The sequence below is a fragment of the Pseudooceanicola sp. DL12 genome (assembly GCF_056270665.1).
In genome coordinates, this window is record NZ_CM149884.1 from 4,396,547 (window position 1) to 4,416,842 (window position 20,296).

16 protein-coding genes are annotated in these 20,296 nt (G+C 65.8%); 2 read left to right on the forward strand and 14 right to left on the reverse strand.

Translation table 11 applies throughout. The features are described from left to right. Positions 1-4: 4 nt before the first annotated feature. The 9 genes from AC0WR5_RS20565 to AC0WR5_RS20605 form a co-directional block, all read right to left on the reverse strand. Positions 5-1,687, reverse strand: coding sequence for an ABC transporter ATP-binding protein (locus tag AC0WR5_RS20565; RefSeq protein ID WP_475865808.1), 1,683 nt, complete (start codon positions 1,685-1,687; stop codon positions 5-7). A 5-nt stretch (positions 1,688-1,692) separates the two neighbouring features. Then, the gene (locus AC0WR5_RS20570; protein ID WP_475865809.1) at positions 1,693-2,787 is read right to left on the reverse strand and encodes an ABC transporter permease; all 1,095 of its coding nucleotides are present in this window, start codon (positions 2,785-2,787) and stop codon (positions 1,693-1,695) included. Between the two features lie 122 nt (positions 2,788-2,909). Beyond that, positions 2,910-4,277: a CmpA/NrtA family ABC transporter substrate-binding protein gene (locus AC0WR5_RS20575; protein ID WP_475865810.1), complete on the reverse strand. Its 1,368-nt coding sequence runs from the start codon at positions 4,275-4,277 to the stop codon at positions 2,910-2,912. A 280-nt stretch (positions 4,278-4,557) separates the two neighbouring features. Then, positions 4,558-5,742 carry a CmpA/NrtA family ABC transporter substrate-binding protein gene (locus AC0WR5_RS20580; RefSeq protein WP_475865812.1) on the reverse strand — a complete coding sequence of 395 codons (1,185 nt, stop codon included), beginning with the start codon at positions 5,740-5,742 and terminating at the stop codon, positions 4,558-4,560. Continuing rightward, complete coding sequence (locus AC0WR5_RS20585; protein WP_475865814.1) at positions 5,739-6,323, reverse strand: ANTAR domain-containing response regulator; 585 nt, start codon at positions 6,321-6,323, stop codon at positions 5,739-5,741. Before AC0WR5_RS20585 ends, AC0WR5_RS20580 begins: the two co-directional genes overlap by 4 nt. Positions 6,324-6,416: 93 nt before the next feature. Further along, positions 6,417-7,553, reverse strand: a complete 1,137-nt coding sequence (locus AC0WR5_RS20590; protein ID WP_475865816.1) for an ABC transporter permease — start codon at positions 7,551-7,553, stop codon at positions 6,417-6,419. A 34-nt stretch (positions 7,554-7,587) separates the two neighbouring features. Continuing rightward, positions 7,588-8,511 carry an ABC transporter ATP-binding protein gene (locus AC0WR5_RS20595; RefSeq protein ID WP_475865818.1) on the reverse strand — a complete coding sequence of 308 codons (924 nt, stop codon included), beginning with the start codon at positions 8,509-8,511 and terminating at the stop codon, positions 7,588-7,590. Then, positions 8,508-9,452 carry an HlyD family secretion protein gene (locus AC0WR5_RS20600; RefSeq protein WP_475865820.1) on the reverse strand — a complete coding sequence of 315 codons (945 nt, stop codon included), beginning with the start codon at positions 9,450-9,452 and terminating at the stop codon, positions 8,508-8,510. The genes AC0WR5_RS20595 and AC0WR5_RS20600 overlap by 4 nt, the downstream gene beginning before the upstream one ends. Next, positions 9,449-10,096, reverse strand: coding sequence for a CerR family C-terminal domain-containing protein (locus tag AC0WR5_RS20605; RefSeq protein ID WP_475865822.1), 648 nt, complete (start codon positions 10,094-10,096; stop codon positions 9,449-9,451). Before AC0WR5_RS20605 ends, AC0WR5_RS20600 begins: the two co-directional genes overlap by 4 nt. 129 nt (positions 10,097-10,225) lie before the next feature. Between AC0WR5_RS20605 and AC0WR5_RS20610 the strand changes: the two genes are divergently transcribed. Next, a complete protein-coding gene (locus tag AC0WR5_RS20610; protein ID WP_475865824.1) occupies positions 10,226-11,218 on the forward strand; it encodes a pirin family protein in 993 nt (330 codons plus the stop codon). A 49-nt stretch (positions 11,219-11,267) separates the two neighbouring features. Then, positions 11,268-12,341, forward strand: a complete 1,074-nt coding sequence (locus AC0WR5_RS20615; RefSeq protein WP_475865826.1) for a bifunctional transcriptional activator/DNA repair enzyme AdaA — start codon at positions 11,268-11,270, stop codon at positions 12,339-12,341. 64 nt (positions 12,342-12,405) lie between these two features. On the opposite strand, the gene gyrB is transcribed toward AC0WR5_RS20615, so the two are convergent. The 5 genes from gyrB to AC0WR5_RS20640 all read right to left on the reverse strand — a co-directional run bounded on the left by gyrB (position 12,406) and on the right by AC0WR5_RS20640 (position 20,213). Continuing rightward, positions 12,406-14,823 (reverse strand): DNA topoisomerase (ATP-hydrolyzing) subunit B, encoded by a 2,418-nt coding sequence (gene gyrB, locus AC0WR5_RS20620; protein ID WP_475865828.1) that lies wholly within the window; start codon positions 14,821-14,823, stop codon positions 12,406-12,408. 106 nt (positions 14,824-14,929) lie between these two features. Beyond that, on the reverse strand, positions 14,930-15,361 hold the full coding sequence (locus AC0WR5_RS20625) for a VOC family protein (RefSeq protein ID WP_475865830.1): 432 nt from the start codon (positions 15,359-15,361) through the stop codon (positions 14,930-14,932). Continuing rightward, on the reverse strand, positions 15,358-16,470 hold the full coding sequence (recF, locus tag AC0WR5_RS20630) for a DNA replication/repair protein RecF (RefSeq protein ID WP_475865832.1): 1,113 nt from the start codon (positions 16,468-16,470) through the stop codon (positions 15,358-15,360). Before recF ends, AC0WR5_RS20625 begins: the two co-directional genes overlap by 4 nt. Positions 16,471-16,534: 64 nt before the next feature. Next, the gene (dnaN, locus tag AC0WR5_RS20635) at positions 16,535-17,653 is read right to left on the reverse strand and encodes a DNA polymerase III subunit beta (protein WP_475865834.1); all 1,119 of its coding nucleotides are present in this window, start codon (positions 17,651-17,653) and stop codon (positions 16,535-16,537) included. Positions 17,654-18,134: 481 nt separating this feature from the next. Next, positions 18,135-20,213, reverse strand: a complete 2,079-nt coding sequence (locus AC0WR5_RS20640; RefSeq protein WP_475865836.1) for a methyl-accepting chemotaxis protein — start codon at positions 20,211-20,213, stop codon at positions 18,135-18,137. Positions 20,214-20,296: the final 83 nt, after the last annotated feature.

The window sequence follows — 20,296 nt, forward strand, 5'->3', positions numbered from 1 at the left end:
GTGATTACTCCGCCGCGATTTTAGGGGCGGCCGGTTTCGGCCGCGGTTTGGCGCCGTGCTCGTATTCCTCGAGGAAATCGAGCACCTCCTGGCGGTAGTGGTAATAATCGGGATGTTCTAAAAGAGCCTTTCGAGTGCGGGGCCGGGGCAGTTTTACCTCGGTGATCTTGCCGATCGTGGCTTGGGGGCCGTTGGTCATCATCACCACGCGGTCGGCCAGCAGGATCGCTTCGTCGACGTCGTGGGTGACGCAGATCGCGGTGACCTTGGTGCGCGACCAGACCTCCATCAGCACCTCCTGAAGCTCCCAGCGGGTGAGGCTGTCGAGCATGCCGAAGGGCTCGTCGAGCAACAGCAGCTTTGGCGAGAGGGCGAAGGCCCGGGCGATGCCGACGCGCTGTTTCATGCCGTTCGACATGGAATGCGCGGGGCGGTCCATGGCATCGGCCAGGCCGACGCGCTCGAGGTAGTATTCCACCACGTCCTGCTTCTCGGGCTGGGAGGCGCGGGGATAGACCTTGTCGACACCGATGGCGACGTTCTCCTTGGCCGTCAGCCAGGGGAAGAGGTTGGGCGACTGGAAGACCACCGCCCTTTCGGGATCCGCACCCTGCACGCCACGCCCGTCGAGCTTGATCACGCCCTTGGAGATGTCGTTGAGGCCGGCGGCCATGGTCAGCACGGTGGACTTGCCACAGCCGGAGTGGCCGATCAGCGAGATGAACTCTCCCCGGTCGACCTTGAGGTTGAAATCCTCGACCACAGTCAGGGGGCCCTTGGGCGTGGGGTAGATCTTGTGAAGCTGTTCGAATGTCAGGAATTTCTCGTCGAGCAGGCCCTTTTGCGCGTCGCGGACGGCGGCGGGCACACCATGGATCGGAGTGATGTCGGGCAGGTTGCGGGTGCCTTCGACCTTGGCCTGGATGCCGACGTCCATCAGGTAGGTGGTGACGCGGGCGCGCAGGGCCTTGAACCCCTCGTCGGTGTTCATCGCGGTGCGGTCGCGGGGGCGCGGCAGCGAGACGCTGAATTCCTCGCCCAGGGTGCCGTCGGGGTTCAGCGCGATGATCCGGTCGGCCAGGATGATGGCCTCGTCCACGTCGTTGGTGATCAGCACGCAGGTCTTCTTGTCCGCGTCCCAGATCGCCTCGATCTCGTCGGCGAGGTTGGCGCGGGTGAGGGCATCGAGGGCCGAGAGCGGCTCGTCCAGCAGCAGAACTTCGGGGTTCATGGCCAGCGCACGGGCGACGTTGACGCGCTGACGCATGCCGCCGGAGAGCTCTGCCGGGCGCCGGTTGATGGCGTGGGAGAGGCCGACCATCTTGACGTAGTGCGCGGTTTTGTCAGCCTTTTCGGCCTTGGACATGCCTGGAAAGACAGCGTCGAGCGCGAGCTGGACGTTGCCGCCCACGGTCAGCCAGGGCATCAGCGAGTAGTTCTGGAAGATCACGCCGCGCTCGGGGCCGGGGCCCTCGACCGGCGCGCCCTTGAAGGTGACGGTGCCGGAGCTGGGCATCTCGAGACCGGCCATCAGATTGATGAGGGTGGTCTTGCCGGTGCCGGAGAAGCCGAGGAGCACGAGGAACTCGCCTTCCTCGACCGCGAGGTCGATGTTCTTCAGCACGGAGGTGGCAGAGGTGCCCTGTCCGAAGCTCTTGGAAACATTTTCGAACTTGAGGATGCTCATGGCGCTCACCGGTTGTTCGAGAAGGTGAAGAGGGACTGCAGGGTGAACATCACGCGGTCCAGCAGGAAGCCGATGATGCCGATGGTGAAGACGGCGACCATGATCCGCGCGAGCGAGGAGGAGGAGCCGTTCTGGAATTCATCCCAGACGAACTTGCCGAGGCCCGGGTTCTGCGCCAGCATTTCGGCGGCGATCAGGACCATCCAGCCAACCCCGAGCGACAGGCGCAGACCGGTGAAGATCAGCGGCAGGGCCGAGGGCAGGACCAGGCGCGTGATCTTGGTATAGGTGTTCATTTTCAACACCTTGGAGACGGCGATCAGATCCTTGTCGATGGAGGCGACACCGAGGGCAGTGTTGATCAGCGTGGGCCAGAGCGAGCAGAGGGTGACGGTGATCGCCGAGACCAGGAAGCTCTTGGAGAAGAAGCCGTCGTTGCCGACGAAAATCGCCGAGACGACCATGGTGACGATGGGCAGCCAGGCCAGTGGCGAGACCGGTTTGAAGATCTGGATCAAGGGGTTGAGGGCCGAGTTGGCCGTGACCGAGAGGCCCGCGAGGATGCCGAGCGGGATGGCGATGGCGGAGGCGATCAGGAAGCCGAAGAAGACGGTGGTGATCGAGGTCCAGATCTGGGCATAGTAGCTGGGCGCGCCGGTATAGGGGATCTCCTTGACGCGCTCGGGCTGGCCGTTGTCGATGAAACGCTGGTTGCGGGCGTCGACGCGATCCTGAAATTCGCGTTTGTCTGCAGCGGTTTGCAAGGCGCTCTCGTGCAGGGTGACGGCCTCGGACCAGACCTGCGCGGGGCCGGGGATGGCGCCGAGGGAGGTCTGGACCTTGGGGGCCAGCGTGGCCCAGACCATCAGGAAGACAAGAATGGCCAGGACGGGCACTAGAAGCAGGCGCCAGATCTCGCCCATCTGGGCCTTCGGATTGTCGCCGGCGGCGGCCTTGAGCATCGGGGTGACCCATGCAAGCCCCAGAACGGAAAGCCATTTATCGGCGTTGTTGATGCGGGTGAAGCGGCGGGCGCGGCGCTCTTCCCGGGCCTTTGAACGGGCCTGCTCGCGGGCAAAATCGGGATCGACTGTGGTCATGGTCAACTCTCAATCTGTCGGGCAAAACCCGTGTCGGTATTGCGTCGGTATGACGTCGGTATCGCGTCGGTGCGTTTTGCGGGGTCGGGACGGCGGCGCAGAGGGCCGCCGCCCCGACAGGATCAGCCCTGGATCTCGTTGCCGACGACCGTCTGGTCGCCCTTGAGGCCGATGGGCAGGCTCTCGAGGTAGGCATTGGGCGCCTTGCCGTCGTAGCCGATGCCGTCGATCACGTCGGCGGCGGGCGTCGGCGCCTTGTAGCCGTCGCTGTCCCAGTCGAAGTCGGCTTCGTTCACCAGGCCCTCGTCGACCAGCATGCGGGCGGCTTCGAGGTAGATTTCCGGCTTGTAGACGGATTTGGCCACTTCATCGTACCAGCTGTCGGGCTTGGACTCGGCGATCTGACCCCAGCGGCGCATCTGGGTGAGGTACCAGACGGCGTCGGAGTAATAGGGCTGGGTCGCGTTGTAGCGGAAGAAGACGTTGAAGTCGGGGACCTCGCGCTTGTCGCCCTTCTCGTATTCGAAGGTGCCGGTCATCGAGTTGGCGATGACTTCCTGGTCGGCGCCAACGTACTCGGGGCGCGACAGGATCTCGACGGCCTCGGGGCGGTTGGCGTTGTCGTTTTCATCGAGCCACTGGGCGGCGCGGATCAGCGCCTTGGTCACGGCGAGGGTGGTATTGGGGTTTTCCTCGGCGAAGGCGGCGGAGATGCCGAAGACCTTCTCGGGGTTGTTCTTCCACAGCTCGTAATCCGTGATCACCGGAACGCCGATGCCCTTGAAGACGGCCTGCTGGTTCCAGGGTTCGCCGACGCAGTAGCCGGAGATGGTGCCGGCCTCGAGCGTGGCGGGCATCTGCGGCGGGGGCGTGACGGAGAGGAAGGCCTCGGCGCCGATCTGGCCCGAGACGTTGTCGGGGGAGTAGTAGCCCGGCTCGATGCCGCCGGCGGCCAGCCAGTAGCGCAGCTCGTAGTTGTGGGTGGAGACCGGGAAGACCATGCCCATGTTGAAGGGCTTGCCCTGTGCGTTGAACTGCTCGATCACCGGCTTGAGGTAGGAGGCCGAGATCGGATGCTGCACGAGGCCATCGGCGTCGGTGGGCAGGGCGGGCTTCATCATCTCCCAGACCTCGTTCGACACGGTGATGCCGTTGCCGTTCAAGTCCATGGAGAAGGGGGTGATGATGTGGGCCTCGGTGCCATAGCCGATGGTGGCGGCGAGCGGCTGGCCGGCCAGCATGTGGGCGCCGTCGAGGGTGCCGGAGATCACGCCGTCGAGCAGGACTTTCCAGTTGGCCTGGGCCTCGAGCGTGACGAAGAGGCCCTCGTCGTCGAAAAAGCCCTGTTCATAGGCCACGGCCAGGGGGGCCATGTCGGTGAGCTTGATGAAGCCGAAGGTCAGCACGTCCTTTTCCAGGTCGAGCATTTCGGCATGTGCCGGCGCGACCATGGCGGTGGTGGCTGCGAGCGAAAGAAGCAGTTTCTTCATTGGTTCGTACCCCGTCTGTCTGCGCCCGGGGTATGTTCTCCTCCCGGGCAAAACGAAAAAAAGCCGCTGACAATCGTGGATGCAGAAAGACATGCATCAACGTGTCGAGCGACTTTGCTCAGCTTTACCCAATCAATGGGAGAATTCGTCGGGTGGGCGCCATTGCCTACCTGAGACCCTGAATGAGGGATTCGAGGGGCTTTGCAAAGAAATTATGAATACCGAGATTGCGTTTTTGCGGGTCGCGTCAGGGTTGCATTGAAAACTGCACAAAAACAGGTCAGATTTCGCCGGACGGCTCAAAAACGCGGCCATCGAAGAAGCGGTCGGGCAGAAGCGACAGCCGGCCCGATTCCGAGGCGATGGAGGTTTCGGCCGCAATGGCGCCCTCGATCTTCATCGAGGCGCCGGGCAGATCGGCCTCTGTGCCGCTCAGCGCCTGGCGGTGGAGATCGGTGCGGAAGGCGGCCCGCCCGGCACGCAGGGCGGCATCGCGGTCGAGCCCGGTGCGGGTGGCGAGCTGATGCGCGATCCATTCGGCCTGGGACCGCCAGGGGAAGGTTGCGGTGCCGCGGTGGAAGCCGATGAAGCCCGGCACCTCGCGCAGGTCGCCGCGCGGCGTGATGATCATGCGGCCGGAGAGCGACCGGTCGAGCACCTCTGACGGCAGGTTGAGATAGCGCGGATCGGCGAGGATCTCTGCGGTCAGGGATTTCGAGGCCGGATCTGCCAGCCAGCGCCCGGCCCGCCAGAGGGCGCGGATCAGCCGGCCGGTGAGCTCGCTCTCGCTCTCGGCCCAGTCGGTGCGCAGAGCGAGGACCTTTTCCGGGGCAAACTCCCAGATCGCGCGGCCCGGGAGGAGCAGCTCGCCGACGCCGTTTTCCACCGCGATGGAGCCCCAGGGTTCGCCCACGCAGAAGGCGTCGATCTCGCCGGCGGCGATGGCATCGGCCATGAGCGGCGGCGGTACGGTGCGGATCGAGACGCTTTGCGGCGCGGGCAGGCCGACGGCGGAGAGCCAGTAATAGAGCAGCTCGGCATGCATGGAGAAGGGGAAGGGCACGCCCAGGCGCAGCGCATGGCCGGCCTCGTGCACGTCCAGCATCGCCTCGCCGGCGCTGCGGGCATCGTTGAAGGCAAAGTCGTGACCGACCCCCCGCAGGCGGCTCGCAAGCTCGTTCGAGACGCCGATGACATTGCCGTTGACGCTCAGGACGGAGACGGCCGAGAGCGCGGCGCCGATGCCGCCCAGACCGAGGGCGGAGGCCACGGGTACGGGCGAGAGCATATGCGCGGCCTCGACCCGGCCGAAGACCAGCATGTCGCGCAGGGCGGACCAGGAGGGTGCCTTGACGAGGTCGAGGTCGAGCCCCTCCTCGGCGGCAAAGCCCATCTCCTGCGCGGCAATGAGCGGCGCGGCATCCACCAGGGGGATGTAGCCCAGGGAAAGCGTCGTTCCCTTCATCCAAGCAGGCCCGCCGTGCTGACCAGGGCCTGTGCCACCTCTGCGACGCGCCGGTTCTGATCCATCGCGGCCTTGCGCAGCAGGGCGTAGGCCTGGTCCTCGTCGACGCCGCGGGCCTTCATCAGCAGGCCCTTGGCGCGGTCGATGACCTTGCGCTCCTCCAGGGCCTTCTTGGTGGCGGCGAGCTCGGTGCGCATGCGCTGGAACATGTTGAAGCGCGCCACGGCGGCATCGAGCACGGGTTTCACCCGCTCGGGCGCCATGCCGTCCACGACATAGGCCGAGACGCCGGCCTCGATCGCGGTGCGGGTCATGCTGTCGTCGGTCTGATCGACGAACATGGCCACGGGGCGGTCGAGGGGGCCCGAGGCGAGGGTCAGCTCCTCCAGCGTGTCGCGCGAGGGGTTGGTGATGTCGATCAGCACCATGTCGGGATTGTGCGACCGGATAGACCGGGCGAGCCCGGTGGCCTCGGAGATGATGTGGATGTCGTAGTCGCCCGCCTGACGCAGGCTGTCCACGATCAGCGTGGCGCGATCGCGGTCGGGTTCGACGACAATGATTGAGAGCTTGTCCGCCATGGCTCTGAAATGTGGGTCTGGGCCGGTGCTTGTAAACCGCCTTTTGCAGGGCCGCAGGGAAATGCCCGGGGGACGCTGAAAAAACCGGCGGGATCAGTCGAGCGTCCTGCGGAAGCGCATGAGTGCCGCGCCCGAGAGGACCCCGACGAAGATGCAGAGCGCGAGCAGCGGGCCTGCGACCTCGGGCAGGGTGGCGCCCTTGAGCATGACGCCGCGGATCAGGCGCAGGAAATGGGTGAGGGGAAAGATCTCTCCCAGCCATTGTGCCCAGGTGGGCATGCCGCGGAAGGGGAACATGAACCCCGAGAGCAGGAGCGAGGGCAGGAAGAAGAAGAAGGTGAGCTGCATCGCCTGCATCTGGGTGCGCGCGAGGGTGGAGATCAGGTATCCCAGGATCACAAGCGCCAGCACGAAGAGCAGGATGCCCAGCAGCAGGAGCCAGAGCGCGCCGACGAAGGGAATCGAGAAGATCACCTTTGACGCCAGCAGCACGACCACGACCTGCACCGCGCCCACGGCGAGATAGGGCATGATCTTGCCCAGCATGATCTCGAAGGGTGTGGCGGGCATGGAGAGCAGGTTTTCCATGGTGCCGCGCTCGGTTTCACGGGTGAGCGCCATGGAGGTCATCATCACCATGGTCAGCTGAAGGATCACCCCGAGCAGGCCCGGCACGATGTTGTACTGGGTGTTGCCCTCGGGGTTGTAGCGGCGGTGCACGACGATCTCGGTCTGGGCGGCCTCTTCCTCCGGGGTCTGGATGTCCTGCCCGGTTTCGCGGGCCAGGGCCTGCTGCGCGACGGTCGACAGGGTGGAAATGGCGCCGGAGGCCACGGAGGGATCGGTGGCGTCGGCCTCGATCAGGATCTGGGGGGTGTCGCCACGCTCGACCCGGCGGCCGAAATCCGAGGGCACGGTGACCACGAAGGAGACCTCGCCCGTCTGGATCAGCTGTTCGGCCTGCTCTGCCGTCGCATCGGGGGCGATGAAACGGTAGTAGCCGGTCATCTCGAGCGCCGTGACCATGGCGCGGGTGAAACGGTCCTGCTCTGTGGCGACGAGCGCGGCGGGCAGTTCCTTTGGGTCGGTGTTTATGGCGAAACCGAAGAGCATCAACTGCACCAGCGGCAGGCCGAGCATCATCCCGAAGGTGAGCCGGTCGCGGCGCATCTGGATGACTTCCTTGGTCAGCAGGGCGCGCAGGCGGATGAAGGAGAGGAAGCGGGTCATTGGCCGCGCCCCGTGCAGGAGGTGGTCGCGCGGCTCATGCCATGTTGTCCGTGCTCTGGCCCATCAGGCGGATGAAGACATCTTCGAGGCTGGTCTCGGCCTCGGCCATCTCGGTGCCGGTTGCGGCGGCGACCTGACGGGCCGAGGCATGGAGCGCGGCACCATCTGCACCCACCACGTGGAGCGTGTTGCCGAAGGGGGCGATCTGTTCGACGCCCGGCATGCCGCGCAGCTGTTTCGCCGCCCGGGCGGTGCCGCTGCCGGAGAGCAGCACGGTGGTAAGGCCGGCATCGCGGACCACCTGATCGACCGTGCCATGGGCCACCAGCTTGCCGTAGGCGATGTAGTTGATGCGGTGGCAGCGCTCGGCCTCGTCCATGTAGTGGGTCGAGACCAGCACCGTGAGGCCGTCGCCCGCGAGGGTGTGGATCTCGTCCCAGAATTCGCGCCGGGCCTTTGGGTCGACGCCGGCGGTGGGCTCGTCGAGGAGAAGCAGGCGCGGCTTGTGCATGGTGCAGGCGGCAAGGGCCAGGCGCTGTTTCCAGCCGCCGGAGAGCGAGCCTGCAAGCTGAGCCCTGCGCGAAGTCAGCCCGAGATCCTCGAGCGTGTCGCGCACCACGTCGCGGATCGGGCGCAGGTCGTAGAGACCGGCGACGAAGCGCAGATTCTCCTCGATCGTCAGGTCCTCGTAGAAGGAGAAGCGCTGGGTCATGTAGCCCACTTCGCGCTTGATGGCGTTGCCCTCGGTCAGGATGTCGCGGCCAAGCACGCGGCCGCTGCCGGCATCGGGCGTCAGCAGCCCGCACATCAGGCGGATCGTCGTGGTCTTGCCCGATCCGTTGGGCCCGAGGAAGCCGGCGATCTCGCCCTGCTCGACCGAGAGGGTGACGTCATCCACCACCTTGCGATGGCCAAAGGCCTTGGTCAGGCCCTGGACGGAGATGGCCGGTTCGCTCATTTGGCGTCATCCGTGACACGGCGCACGTCGACGATTTGTCCGGGTTTCAGCTCGGGGGCGATGGAATGGGCCTCAATCAGGTAGACGAGCTTTTGCCGGTTGTCCTGGGAGTAGATGACGGGGGGCGTGAACTCGGGCGAGTCGGAGACATAGCTGACCGTGGCGGTCAGCCCCTCGGGGCAGCCATCGCAGGACACCGCGAGTTTCGAGCCGGGAGAGATCTGCGACACGGCGGTTTCGGGGACATAGAGCCGAAGCTTGACGCCGCCGAGCGGCAGCAGCGACAGCACCGGTGCCGAGGGGCCGGCGATCTCGCCGCGCTGGCGGATGATGTCGTCGATCCGGCCGGCGGCAGGGGCGGTGAGCACGCGCTGCTGCAGCTGCCATTGCGCCAGGTCGCGGGCGGCTACGGCGCCGTCGACGCTGGCCTGGGCAGCGGCGATCTCCTGTTCGCGGGCGGGCAGCCGGGCCACCGAAAGCTCTGCCTCGGCCTGGGCCACGGCGGCATCGGCGACGCGGGCGGCGGTGACGGCCTCGTCGCGGTCGGCCTGGGTGGCGGCGCCGCGATCGGCGAGGCTGACGACACGGTCCATGCTGGTATGGGCATCCTCGGCCTGGGCCCGGGCCGAGGCCAGGGTGGCCTCGAGCACCTGGATCTCCTCTGGGCGCTTGCCCTCGGTCAGGTCGGCCAGGTTCGACCGGGCATTGGCCAGGGCGGCCTCGGCCTCGGCTAGGGCGATCCGGGTGTCGCTCTCCTCCATCTGCGCGAGAGTCTGGCCGGCCGTGACGACGTCGCCGCGCTTGACCGCGATATCGAGGATCTGGCTGCTGGCGATGGGGGCGACGAGGGTATAGTCGCCCTCGACATATCCGGTGGCGAAAGGCTGATCGGCGCAGGTGGCGAAAAAGGCCGACAGGATCGGGATGGCGCAGAGGATCATGATCTTTGCCTTTCGAGGAGGGCATCGAGATTGTCGGCCAGGATGGCACCGATGGCCTCGGCCTGTGGCTGGCCGATGGCGGGCCAGTCCATGCGGCGCTGGACGAAATGCTGGGCAATGCGGAAATAGATGATCTGGCCGATCAGGGCGAAGACGCGCAGGCGGGTTTCCTCGCTGTCGGCCGGGGCGCCGGTGGCCGCAGACCAGAGCGCGCAGACCTCCCGGTGTCGGGGCTCGAAGACCAGTTCGTAGATCCTGTCGACGCCGTCGCCGGGCTCTGAAAACTGTCGCAGGACGAAAGCGGCGACGCCGGCCGCCTGGGGCGCGGCAACGAGGAAATCGGTCATGCCCTGCAGCATCACGTGCAGGTGGTGCCGGGCTTCGTCGGGCGTGAGCCCGGCGGGATCGACCGTGGGGCCGGTGGCGCGCAGCACGTTCTCGGCCACGGCCTGAACGCAGGCCTCGTGCAGACCGGCCTTGTTGCCGAAGTGATAGGAGATCGAGGCGACGTTCGTTTGCGCCTCGGCCGCGATGGCGCGGGTGCTGGTGCCGGCAAAGCCGTTACGCCCGAAGAGGGTCAGGCCCGCCGTGATCAGGCGGCTGCGGGTGTCGTCGGACGGCGATAGAGGCGTGGATTCGGTCATGGGTACTCCTATGTCGGGAAAAATTAATCAAACGTTTGATTAAAGGCAAGCCACGCGACATCTGTGCGGGAATGCAGGATGCGCGATGAGGGAAAAGGCATAGATTGCAGGGGACAGAAGGAGAGCGACATGAGCTGGAACCCCGCACTCGACCCGCTGACCCCGGATGACGTGGCGCCCGGCGCCATCGAGACACTGATCGTGCCGCGTTCGCGCGATATCGGCGGCTTTGAGGTGCGGCGCGCCCTGCCGGCGCCGAGGCGGCAGATGGTGGGGCCGTTCATCTTCTTCGACCAGATGGGGCCGGCGGAACTGCTGACCGGCGACCGGATCGACGTGCGGCCGCATCCGCATATCGGGCTGGGCACGGTCACCTATCTCTATGACGGGGTTTTCCATCACCGCGATTCCATCGGCAGCGACCAGCTGATCCTGCCGGGCGAGGTGAACTGGATGGTGGCGGGGCGGGGCGTGAGCCATTCCGAGCGCTCGCCCAGCGTCGAGGAGAAGGGGCCGCGGGCGCTCTATGGCATCCAGACCTGGATCGCCTTGCCGGAGGAAGAGGAGGCGCGGACACCGCTCTTTGAACACCACGGGCGAGAGGCGCTGCCGCTGCTCGAGGCCGAGGGGATCACCGCCCGGCTGATTCTGGGCGATGCCTTTGGGGAACGGGCGCCGGTGACGCTCTTTTCCGAGGCCTTCTATCTCGATGTCACGCTGAAGCCGGGGGCGATCTTTCCGCTGCCCGACAATCACGAGGATCGCGGGTTGCACGTGACCCACGGCAGCATCGGCGTGGCGGGAGAGACCTATGGCCCGGGGCAGATGATGGTGTTTCGCACTGGCGACCGCATTGCCGTGCGGGCGGGCGAGCAGGGCGCACGATTCATGGTGCTGGGCGGGGCGACGCTGAACGGGCCGCGCTATATCTGGTGGAACTTCGTGTCTTCCGACCCCGGGCGGATCGAGGCCGCCAAGATCGAATGGCGCGCCGCGCACTGGGGGCAGGGGCTGTTCGACCTGCCGGTGGGCGACAAGGCCGAGTTCATCGAGGCGCCCGGAGACACTCCGGGCCGCATGACGCCGATGCAGGCCGGGCCGCGCGACCCTGCCACGAAATAGATGCCCGATTTCCGGCTGCAGGATGCGCCAGCCGGGGTAGGATCGGGCCATGATGTTTGACCTGCCTGATCCCGAAACGCTCTATGATGCCCTGTTGCGGCGCGACGCCAGTTATGACGGGCGCGCCTATGTGGGGGTCCGCTCGACCGGCATCTTCTGCCGGCTGACCTGTCCGGCGCGCAAGCCGCTGGCGCGGAACTGCGCCTTCTACGCGACGCCCGGCGCCTGTATCGAGGCCGGTTTCCGACCCTGCAAGCGCTGTCATCCGTTGACCCCTCAGGCCCAGGCGGATCCGGTGGTGGCCCGGTTGCTCGAGGCGCTGGAGGCGCGGCCGGAGTATCGCTGGCGCGAGGGAGACATCGCCGCCATGGGGATCGACCCTTCGACCGCACGGCGCAGTTTCCGGCGGGCCTTTGGCATGACTTTCCTGGAGATGGCGCGGCAGCGACGGCTACGCGACGGCTTTCTGACGCTGGCCGGTGGCGGCAAGGTGATCGAGGCGCAGCTGGACGCGGGGTTCGACTCGCCGAGTGCCTTCCGCGAGGCTTTTGCGCGCCTGCTGGGTCGCAGTCCGGGCAGCCTGCCGAAGGACGCCCTGCTGCGGGCGGAGTGGATCGAGACGCCGCTGGGCGACATGATCGCCGTCACCTCGGCCAGTCAGCTGCACTTGCTGGAGTTTGCCGACCGGCGCGCGCTGCGCCGCGAAATCGAGCGGCTGAGCCTGCACGCAAAGGGCTCCCTCGGCCTTGGCAGCCACCCGCCGGGCGCACGGATCCGGGCCGAGCTGGCCCGGTATTTCGCGGGTGACGGGGCCGGGTTCACCACGCCGCTGGCGATGCACGGAACGGATTTTACACGCGCGGTCTGGGACGAGTTGCTGCGGATCGGACCGGGCGAAACCCGGAGCTACAGCGACATTGCGCGGGCCATCGGGCGGCCGCAATCGGTGCGCGCAGTGGCGCGGGCCAATGGAGCCAACCAGATCGCGCTTGTCATTCCCTGCCATAGGTTGATCGGCGCCGACGGATCACTGACGGACTATGGCGGGGGGCTCTGGCGCAAGCAGAGATTGCTCGAGATCGAGCGCCATTACGCGGCCCCGGCGGCCCGGTCCATGGCCTGAAAATGCAAAGCAGCCCGCCCTTGAAACAGGGCGGGCTGCTTGGTTTTCGGGGCCGTCAACCGGCTCAGAAGTCGAGGTTTTCCACGTTCAGTGCGTTTTGCTGGATGAAGTCTCGGCGCGGTTCGACCACGTCGCCCATCAGCTTGGTAAAGATGTCGTCGGCCTCGGCCACGTCGTCGATCTTGACCTGCAGCAGGGTGCGGGCATCGGGGTCGAGCGTGGTTTCCCAGAGCTGCTCGGGGTTCATCTCGCCCAGGCCCTTGTAGCGCTGGATCGAGAGACCCTTTTCGCCCTCGGTCAGGATTGCCTTGAGCAGTTCCAGAGGCCCGTAGATCGCCTGCGGCTTGTCCTTGCGGACCAGCGTGGCGGGCACGTTGTAAACCTCTTGCAGGTCACGGGTGAAGCTGCCGGTGCGGCGCGCCTCGCCCGAGCGGAGCATCGGACCGTCGAGGGTGCGCACCTCTTCGACGCCACGCAGGATGCGGGCCAGGCGGATGCCATGATCCTGGGTGATGCGACCCTGCCAGCCCTTCTCGTATTCCAGCGCGATCAGGTTCAGCCGGGCGGCAACCTGATCGGCGACGCCCTGAAGGTCGTTGGCCACGGCGCCGGGAGCAAAGGCGCCGGCAATGGCCGCCTGCTCCAGGATGTGACGCGGGTAATGCGTCGGGAAGGCTTCCAGCACGCGCTTGAGCTGGCGGGCCTGCTCGACCACGCGCTTGAGATCCTGGCCGGCGAGTTCATTGCCGTTGCCGAGGCGCAGGATGGCCCCGTCGACGCCATGATCGATCAGGAAGTCGTCCATCGCCGCCTGGTCCTTGAGGTAGACCTCGGACTTGCCGCGCGACGCCTTGTAGAGCGGCGGCTGGGCGATATAGAGGTACCCGCCCTCGATCAGCTCGGGCATCTGCCGGTAGAAGAAGGTCAGCAGCAGGGTCCGGATGTGCGCGCCGTCGACGTCGGCGTCGGTCATGATGACGACCTTGTGGTAGCGCAGCTTCTCGATGTTGAACTCGTCGCGGCCGATGCCGGTGCCGAGCGCCATGACGAGGTTGCCGATCTCCTGGCTCGACAGCATCCGGTCGAAGCGGGCGCGTTCCACGTTCAGGATCTTGCCGCGCAGGGGCAGGACCGCCTGGGTGCGGCGGTCACGGCCCGTCTGGGCAGAGCCACCGGCCGAGTCACCCTCGACGAGGAAGACTTCGGTCTTGGAGGCATCCTTCTCGGAGCAGTCCTTGAGCTTGCCGGCAAGAAAGTTAACGTCGAGGGCGGTCTTGCGCCGCGTCAGCTCGCGCGCCTTGCGCGCGGCCTCGCGGGCCATGGCCGCCTCGATGATCTTGCCGGTGATCATCTTGGCTTCGTTCGGATTCTCCTCGAACCACTCGCTCAGCTTCTCGTTCACAAGGCTCTCGACCGCGGGGCGCACCTCGGAGGAGACGAGCTTGTCCTTGGTCTGGCTGGAGAATTTCGGATCGGGCACCTTGACGGAGAGCACGCAGGTCAGGCCTTCGCGCGCGTCGTCACCGGTAAAGGAAATCTTCTCGCGCTTGCCGATGCCATGTTCCTGGGCGTATTTCGTCAGGCTGCGGGTAAGCGCGGCGCGGAAGCCGGCCATGTGCGTGCCGCCATCGCGCTGAGGGATGTTGTTGGTAAACGGCAGCACCATTTCATTGTAGCTGTCGTTCCACCACATCGCGACCTCGACGCCGATGCCGTCCTTTTCGCCGGTCATGAAGATCGGCTCGGGCATCATCGACTGCTTGGAGCGGTCGAGGTATTTCACGAATTCCTTCACGCCGCCATCGTAATGCAGTTCCGTGTGCAGCGGCTCGGCCGGGCGATGATCTTCCAGCACGATGCGCACGCCGGAGTTCAGGAAGGCCAGCTCGCGCAGGCGCTTTTCCAGCGTGGCATAATTGTATTCGAGGTTCGAGAAGGTCTGCGTCGAGGAGAGGAAGCGCACCTCGGTGCCCTTCTCGCCATTGGCGTCGCCCACGACCTTGAGCGGCTCGACCGTCTCGGAATGTTCGAAGCGGACGTAATGCTCCTTGCCGTCGCGCCAGATGCGCAGTTCCAGCCAGTCGGAGAGGGCGTTCACCACGGAGATACCCACGCCGTGCAACCCGCCTGAGACCTTGTAGGAGTTCTGGTCGAACTTGCCGCCGGCGTGCAGCTGGGTCATGATGACCTCGGCCGCCGAGATCCCCTCCTCGGAGTGGATCGTGACCGGAATTCCGCGCCCGTTGTCACGCACGGAAACGGAATTGTCGGCGTGGATCACTACCTTCACGAAGTCGGCATGACCGGCCAGCGCCTCGTCGATGCCGTTGTCGACGGCCTCGTAGATCATGTGGTGCAGACCCGAGCCGTCGTCCGTATCGCCGATGTACATGCCCGGACGTTTGCGGACGGCATCCAAGCCCTTGAGAACCTTGATGGAATCTGCGTTGTATTCAGGCGTAGTCTGCTGGGCCTCGGCCATGCGTGTCCCCTCTGGAATTTCTGTTGCCAATCTATGCGTTTGCGGGGGGAATGTCACGCTTGCGACATGATTTTGGAGGCGGAAAAACGCCTCGGCGAGAGCGGCCTCAGCCCGCCGGGGGAATGGTCAGCCTGCCGGCCGCGTCGAGGGGCCAGAACGGGTTGTGCGCAAGCTCCCATACATGGCCGTCGGGGTCGGCAAAATAGCCGGAATACCCGCCCCAGAACACCGCCTCCGGCGCCTTGAGGGCGGTGGCGCCTGCGGCCAGCGCCGCGGCATATGCGGTATCCACCTCCGCGCGGCTGTCGAAGTTCTGTGCCAGGGTCATCGCCCCGGTGCCGAGGGTCGCCCCGGGGCGACCCTGGTCGGTCGCGAGGTCGGCCCGGCCGAAGAGGCCGAGGCCCATGCCGTCCATCTGGTAGAAGCTGACGCCGGGCTGCTCTGCCACGGGGCTCCAGCCGAGCGCGCCGTAGAAGGCGCGCGCCCTTTCGAGGTCCTCGACGCCTAGGGTGATCAGCGAGACGCGCTGGGGTGTCATGCCCTGTCCTTCTCCTCTGCCCGGCTCTCGCCGTTCTCCTCGCCGACCTCGAGATACTGCGCGCGATCGCCGAGCTCGGCAAAGAGCTCGGGGCCGGTGCCGGTCATCCAGGCCTGCGCGCCAAGGGCGCAGACCTCGTCATAGAGCGCGGCGCGGCGGCCTGCGTCAAGGTGGGCGGCAACCTCGTCGAGAAGCAGGATGGGCGGGGCCCCGAAATCACGCGAGAGCCCGCGGGCATTCGCCAGGATCAGGCTGACGAGAAGCGCCTTCTGCTCGCCGGTGGAGGCATCCCGCGCATTTATCCCCTTCGTGGACCAAAAGGCCTCCATGTCGATGCGATGAGGCCCCATCAGGGTGCGTCCGGCCGCCATGTCGCGGCGCCGTCCTTCCTGCAGGGCGCCCAGCAGCTCGGCCTCCGAACCGGGCAGATCGCCCTCCGGGTGGGTCAGTGACAGGTCGGGTGCGGGAAAGGCGGTCTCGGCTTCCTCGGTCGCCACCGCGATCAGCTGCAGCGCCTTCAGCCGGTTGGAGGTGATCTCCGCTCCGGCTTCGGCCATCTGCCGTTCCAGCGCGGCGTACCAGTGATTGTCGCCGATGCCGTCCTTGAGCAGGCGATTGCGCTCGCGCATTGCCTTTTCGTAGGTCAGCGAGACATCGGCATGGGCGGGAAAGAAGCTGAGCACCATCCGATCGAGAAACCGCCGCCGGCCCTCGGCGCTCTCGATCCAGAGACGGTCCATGCTAGGCACCAGCCAGAGCACCCGCGCGATCCGGCCGAGCGCAATTTGCGCTGCGGCCTTGTCGTCGATCCGCAGGCTGCGGCTCTGCCCGGCTTCGGTCTGCATCTCGACCTCGTGCACCTGGTGCAGAGAGCGCAGGATCCCCGTCAGTTTCCAGCCGAGGCCCTCGGGGCGGCGTACCATCTCGTCGGCCGCGGCACGACGCAGCCCGCGACCGGGCGAAAACATCGAGACCGCTTCGAGGATATTGGTCTTGCCGGCGCCATTCGGCCCCCAGATCGCCACCGGGCGTCCGTCAGCGGTGATCTCGCCCCGCCTCCAGGAGCGGAAGTGCGACAGGTTCAGCCGGGTCAGACATAGCTTCCCCACGACCGAATCCCCTTGTTTCCCTGTAGAAATATCCCCGCCGGCGGCATCGCCGCCGCGCGGCGATTTACACGCGCATCGGCATAACGACGTAGACGGCGCTGGTGTCATTGCCTTCGCGCATCAGGGTCGGATCACCGGAAGAGTTGAACATGAAGACGGCATTCTCGCGGTCGACCTGGCTGGCAATCTCCAGCAGGTACTTGGCGTTGAAGCCGATCTCCAGCCGTTCGTCGCCATAGGCCACGGCAAGTTCCTCCTCGGCCGCGCCGCTGTCGGGCGCATTGACGGACAGCACCAGGCGATCCTCGTCGAGGCTCAGCTTGACGGCACGCGAACGCTCCGAGCTGACGGTCGCCACGCGATCGACGGCCTTTGCGAACTCGGAGGCGTCAACCTCCAGACGGCGGGCGTTGTTCACGGGAATCACGCGGGAATAATCCGGGAAGGTGCCGTCGATGACCTTGGAGGTCAGGGTGATTTGCGGCGTGGCAAAGCGCACCTTGGTTTCGGAAACCGAAACGGCGATCTCCATCTCGTCATCGTCCAGCAGCTTGCGCAGTTCGCCAACCGTCTTGCGCGGCACGATTACGCCGGGCATGTCCTCGGCACCTTCGGGCAGCTCGGCATCGATCCGGGCCAGGCGGTGACCGTCGGTGGCCACGCAGCGCAGCACCCGGCCGCTCTCGGCCTCGGCCACGTGCATGTAGACGCCGTTCAGGTAATAGCGGGTTTCCTCGGTGGAAATCGCGAATTTCGACTTGTCGAAGAGACGGCGCAGCACGGGGGCCGGCGCCTTGAAGTTCGAGGAGTATTCCGAGGAGGCCATCACCGGGAAGTCCTCCTTGGGCAGGGTCGCCAGGTTGAAGTTCGACCGCCCGGCCTGCACCGTCAGCCGCCCCGCAGTGCCGTCGTCCGCCAGGGTGACCATGGCGCCGTCGGGCAATTTTCTGACGATTTCATGGAGGGTTACGGCCGAGACCGTGGTGGATCCGGCGCGTTCGACCATGGCGGGGGCCTTGTCCACGACCTCGATGTCGAGGTCGGTGGCGCGGAACATCACGTCATTGCCGTCGGCCTCGATCAGCACGTTGGCGAGGATCGGAATGGTATTGCGCCGTTCGACCACCGACTGGGCCTGGGCCACTGCCTTGAGCAGTGCTGCGCGTTCGATGCTGAGTTTCATGGCGTTCGTCCCTGTGCAAATCGCGGCTCCGGCCCGGGTCATGCCGGGATCCGAAAGCTACCCGTTTCTGCCCGCAACACAACGGGTTTTTGCGTTTTTCCGACGGATCGGTCGAGAGGTCAAGCAGGGCGCGGCGCCTTTGCCACAGGGCGGTCGTCGCCGGCGGAAGGCGCCTGCGGGGGCGGCGGAAGGCTGAAGGGATCCTTTCGGGGCCGCTACACACCCCTGCACGGGAAGCGTGCGAATCAGCGCATCGCCCAGGTTAACAAGGCGATTGGGGCCGAAACATGCCCGTCGGTATCACGTCGGTATCACGTCGGTATCGCGTCGGTGCGGCAGGGCCTGAGACGCCCGGTTAATGCTGCGCGCGCAACCGGAGGCTGGCCCTCGCGGCCGCCTTTTCATCCTGGGAAAAATACGGTGGGGCGGAAAGCCCGACGGGCCGGGAGGGGCAGGGCCCCTCCGGGGCTGCGCGGACCGTTCAGCCGGCGCGGCGGAGCCCGCCGCCGCGGCTGCCGCCGTCGCGCTCGGTCACCTCGGTAGCGCCGAAATAGGAGACCGCCTTTTGCACGTCGGCGATCCCCTCGGCGAGGGTCTGGGTGGCGGCGTTTGTCTCTTCGGCCATGGCGGCGTTTTCCTGTGTCGCCTGGTCGAGCTGGGCGATGGCCGCGTTCATCTCGTTGATGCCGAGCGATTGTTCGCGGGCCGAGCCGGCGATCTGGGTGATGCTGTCGTTGATTTCACGCACCATGGAATCGATCGTCTTGATCGAGGTCCCGGCCTGGCCCACCAGGTCGACGCCCTTGTTGACCTGGGAGGTTGAGGCGGAAATCAGCTCGGCGATCTCCTTGGCGGCCTCGGAAGAGCGTTGGGCCAGGGCGCGCACCTCGTGGGCGACCACGGCGAATCCGCGGCCGGCATCCCCGGCCCGGGCGGCCTCGACCCCGGCGTTCAGTGCCAGGAGGTTGGTCTGGAAGGCGATGTCGTCGATCACCGAGGTGATTTTCGAGATCCGGTTCGAGCTCTCGGAGATCTCGTTCATGGCAGAGACGGCATTGCCGACGACGCGGCCAGAGTCCTCGGTCTGGTTCTGGGCCAGGTCGGCCTTTTTCTGGGCGGCGATGGCCGCCTCGGCGGCATGTTCCACGGAAACGGCAAGCTCGTTCAGGGCGGCGGCGGTTTCCTCGAGGGTGGAGGCCTGATGCTCGGTACGGATGGAGAGCTCGTTGGTGGCGCCGGTGATGGCGCCGGTTTCGGCATGGACGTCGGTGGCGCGGGTCAGAACGGCCTTCATGGCGTCGTCGACGATGCTCACAGCCTCGTTGAACTTCTGCCGGATTGCGTCGAGCTCGCCCAGGTCGCGGTCGATTCGCACCGAGAGGTCGCCCCGCGCCAACTGGTCGAGGGCGCGCTGCATGTGGTTCACCGCGCGTTCCAGGATCGTGGTGTCGATGGCGTATTTCACAACCTTCACCACTTCGCCGGCGGCGTTGTAGATCGGGTTGTAGCTGGCGCGGATATAGACGGATTTTCCGCCCTTGCCGAGGCGGGTGAACTTGCCGACCTTCTCGCGGCCCGCGCGCAGGTCATTCCAGAAGGCCTGGTAATCCGGCGACTCGGCGAATTCGCGAGAGACGAACATCGCATGGGGTTTGCCGATGATCTCGGACCGGTCATAGCCCATGGCCTGACAGAAATTGTCGTTGGCGCTCAGGACGTTGCCCCGGATGTCGAACTCGATGACCGCCTGCACCTTGTGGATCGCGTTGATCTGGCTGCTGGCGTCGGCGGCAAGGTTCTTGGCCTCGGTGATGTCGAAGGCATATTCGACCACCTTGAAGGGCCGCCCCTCGGGGTCGATCAGGGTTTCATAGGTGGCCTCGAACCAGCGGGTCTGCCCGGAGCGGTCGAGGCGCTGGATCTGGCCGTGTTCGGAACCGCCCTTGCGCAGCCGGTCCCAGAAGGCCGCATGTTCGGCACTCTCGGCCTGGTCGGGAGGCATGAACAGGCTGTGATGCTTGCCGCGGATGTCCTGCAGCCGATAGCCCATGACCTTGAGGAATTTCTCGTTTGCGTCGACGAGATTGCCCTGCAGGTCATATTCGGCCACCGCCATGGTGCGACGCACGGCGTCGACCTGGCTTCGGTTGTCGCGGCGGCGCAGGTGGAAATCGGAGATCTCGCGCGCGATGCCCAGCACATGGGTGAACCGACCGGTAACATCCGGCACCGGCGTATAGGTGACGTCGAGCCAGATTTCCTCTCCGGCGCTGTTCAGCCGGGGCACTATGCGGTTCTGCGTCTTGCCGCGCGCCATTTCCGCCCAGAGCTGCTTGAGCTCCGGCAGGTCATGGTCCTTGGGGCGGACGATGGTCAGGTAACTCTTGCCGATGATGTCCTCGGCGGCGAACCCGGTGGTCTTGCAGAAGGCCTCGTTAACCTCGCGGATGGTGCCATCCATGTCGTATCGGACGATCATGTGACTGAGGGAGATGGCGGCCAGCTCGGCCTCGCGCATCAGGGTATGGTCGTCGGGTTTCTTGCGAAACAGCTTGAGCATCTGGCCTCTCCATTCACGGCAGGCGGACCGTAGCCCTCAGACGATTTATGGGCCGTTAAGCGATAAACTTGACTCTATTTCCG